Origin of the sequence: Candidatus Erwinia dacicola (assembly GCF_001756855.1) — a bacterium.
Lineage (GTDB): Bacteria > Pseudomonadota > Gammaproteobacteria > Enterobacterales > Enterobacteriaceae > Erwinia > Erwinia dacicola.
This window is the reverse complement of sequence record NZ_MAYS01000187.1, coordinates 1-2679: the sequence shown is the minus strand read 5'-3', so window position 1 is coordinate 2679 and position 2679 is coordinate 1. Positions and strand designations below refer to the sequence as shown.

The following is a 2679-nucleotide window of genomic DNA, read 5'->3' as shown; positions in this document are numbered from 1 at the left end:
TACATCGGTAGCGACAGTGCTGGTCGATAACTTCTTTGCCAACGTCACCTTAGGGCGCGATGTCAGTGAGGATGCAGTATGGCAGGCGCTGGAAACGGTGCAGCTTGCCAGGCTTGCGAGTGAAATGAGCGATGGCATTTTTACCCGGCTGGGCGAGCAGGGCAATAACCTCTCCGTCGGTCAGAAACAGCTGCTGGCGATGGCGCGCGTGCTGGTTGCAACGCCGCAGATCCTGATTCTGGATGAGGCCACTGCTAACATTGACTCCGGTACCGAGCAGGCTATTCAGAAGGCGCTGCGCGCCGTTCGCGAACGCACAACGCACCGTAATGGTGCATTGTTTGTGCTCAATCCCATGCCGTGATTTTTCCTACGATTTTCCTCTCAGCCGCGATTCAGACCAGCACTGACTAATCGTCTGAAAAATTCAGATTTTTGAACTATGGCACAGCGTTTGCGTAATAGATTTTGTGTCGGCAAAACAACCGTTTTTATACCTAGAGCAACTGTCTTGAACGATAAAATCGTGGAGCAATATGATGGTAAGATTCATTCCATTCTTCGTTCTCTCTGAGCATCGCATTCAGGATGGTTAGCAGCTTGCGCATACAGGCGACCAAGGCCACTTCTTTGGGCTTGCCAGCGCCAACCAGACTGAAGTCGAAGGCTTTGGCCGCCAGAAAGGGCATGCAGAATTGTATCGCGGTGCTAAATACAGCGTGAACTTCCTGCTAAAAGTAAAAATTGATATTGCGATTGCAGATGACCAGCTGGATTAAGTTGTTGATGTGATTAGCAAAGCTGCTTATACCGGCAGAATTGGTAACGGGAAGATCTTCGTTGCAGAACTGCAACGTGTCATCCGTATTCGTACCGGTGAAACTGACGAAGCAGCACTGTAATTCGGGGCTAAGAATTATGATGGGATGGGATAAAATGAAAAAACTCGCTAAGTTTGGCCTCGCCGGCGGGGCTCTTTTACCGTCGCTGGCCATGGCAGCCGCTCCAGCGGTAGCTGATAAAGCCGATAATGCTTTTATGATGATCTGCACTGCGCTGGTGCTGTTTATGACGATCCCAGGCATTGCGCTGTTCTACGGCGGCCTGATCCGAGCCAAGAACGTGCTGTCTATGCTGACCCAAGTCGCGATGACCTTCGCGATGGTGTGCGTACTGTGGATGGTTTACGGTTACTCTCTGGCCTTCAGTGAAGGTAACGCCTTCTTTGGTAGCTTCAACTGGGTGATGCTGAAAAATATCGCCCCCATCGCGCTGATGGGCTCTTTCTATCAGTATATCCACGTTGCGTTCCAGGCCTCCTTCGCCTGTATCACCGTGGGTCTGATCGTCGGCGCTATTGCTGAACGTATTCGCTTCTCAGCGGTGCTGATCTTCGTGGTGATCTGGCTGACCTTTGCCTACCTGCTAATTGCACATATGGTATGGGCGGGTGGTTTCCTAGCTCAGGATGGTGCGCTGGACTTCGCGGGCGGTACTGTTGTTCACATCAACGCCGCCGTTGCTGGCCTAGTAGGGGCTTACCTGGTGGGTAAACGTGCTGGTTTTGGTAAGGAATCTTTCAAACCGCACAACCTGCCGATGGTATTCACCGGTACTGCGATCTTATACTTCGGCTGGTTCGGCTTCAACGCCGGCTCTGCCAGTGCGGCTAACGAAATCGCCGGTCTGGCATTCCTCAACACCGTGATCGCCACGGCGGGTGCAATGCTGACCTGGACCTTCGGTGAGTGGGCGCTGCGCGGTAAACCTTCTCTGCTGGGCGTTAGCTCAGGTGTGATTGCCGGTCTGGTTGCTATTACCCCAGCCTGTGGTTACGTAGGGGTAGGCGGTGCGCTGATCATCGGCCTTGTCGGTGGGCTTGCAGGCCTGTGGGGCGTGACCTCACTGAAAAAATGGCTGCGCATTGATGACCCTTGCGACGTATTCGGCGTGCACGGCGTGCACGGCATCGTTGGCTGCATCATGACCGGTATCTTCGCTTCATCTTCACTGGGTGGCGTAGGTTATGCAGAGGGCGTGACCATGGGCCATCAGATCTGGGTACAGCTGTTCAGCGATGGCCTGACCATTGTCTGGACTGCCGTTGTTGCCTTCATCGGATTTAAAGTGGCGGATGTGATTGTTGGCCTGCGTGTTTCGGAAGATCAGGAGCGTGAAGGTCTGGACGTCAACAGCCACGGCGAGAATGCTTACAACAACTAAGCTGAAGCTAACACTGATAAGAAAAGTAGTGGGCGGATTCAAGTTTGAAGTGCAACGCTAAGCCGCCTGTTTTAGCTCTACAAAGACCACTGAAGGTTGCCGGAACCCAAGGCATTTCCGTGGCCTGCTATTCAGTGCTCCCTGGTACTTGCGGAGCTCGTCATCCGTCACTGCCGTCAGGTCAGTTCCTTTCGGGATAAACTGCCTCAACAACCCATTGGTGTTCTCGTTTAGCCCGCGCTGCCACGAGGCATATGGATGAGCGAAGTAGGTTTCCGCTTCCAACGCGTCAGCGACTTCCTTGTGCCGGGTAAACTCCCTGCCGTTGTCGAACGTGATTGTGTGACAGACGTCCTTATAGCCGCTCAGCATCGAGATAATAGCGGCGGCAACTTCGGCAGAGTCTTTAGAAAAAACCTTCTTCGTCAGATAAATACGGCTTTTACGTTCGACCAG

General features: G+C 53.0%; 3 protein-coding genes and 2 pseudogenes. 3 read left to right on the top strand and 2 right to left on the bottom strand.

The window, feature by feature from the left end; all coding sequences use genetic code 11:
• A pseudogene (locus tag BBW68_RS05880) lies at nt 1-322 on the top strand (ATP-binding cassette domain-containing protein); the annotation flags it as partial.
• Between the two features lie 175 nt (nt 323-497).
• Here BBW68_RS05880 and BBW68_RS19590 read toward each other — a convergent pair.
• On the bottom strand, nt 498-689 hold the full coding sequence (locus BBW68_RS19590; protein ID WP_070134404.1) for a hypothetical protein: 192 nt from the start codon (nt 687-689) through the stop codon (nt 498-500).
• Between BBW68_RS19590 and BBW68_RS05870 the strand changes: the two are divergent.
• Both BBW68_RS05870 and amtB read left to right on the top strand, forming a co-directional pair.
• Nucleotides 651-902 (top strand): annotated as a pseudogene (locus BBW68_RS05870) (P-II family nitrogen regulator); the annotation flags it as partial. The gene BBW68_RS19590 and the pseudogene BBW68_RS05870 overlap by 39 nt on opposite strands.
• 19 nt (nt 903-921) lie before the next feature.
• Nucleotides 922-2223 carry an ammonium transporter AmtB gene (gene amtB / locus BBW68_RS05865; protein WP_102135760.1) on the top strand — a complete coding sequence of 434 codons (1302 nt, stop codon included), beginning with the start codon at nt 922-924 and terminating at the stop codon, nt 2221-2223.
• Between the two features lie 57 nt (nt 2224-2280).
• On the opposite strand, the gene BBW68_RS05860 is transcribed toward amtB, so the two are convergent.
• A partial coding sequence (locus tag BBW68_RS05860; protein WP_148127474.1) for an IS30 family transposase occupies nt 2281-2679 on the bottom strand: 399 nt, incomplete at its 5' end.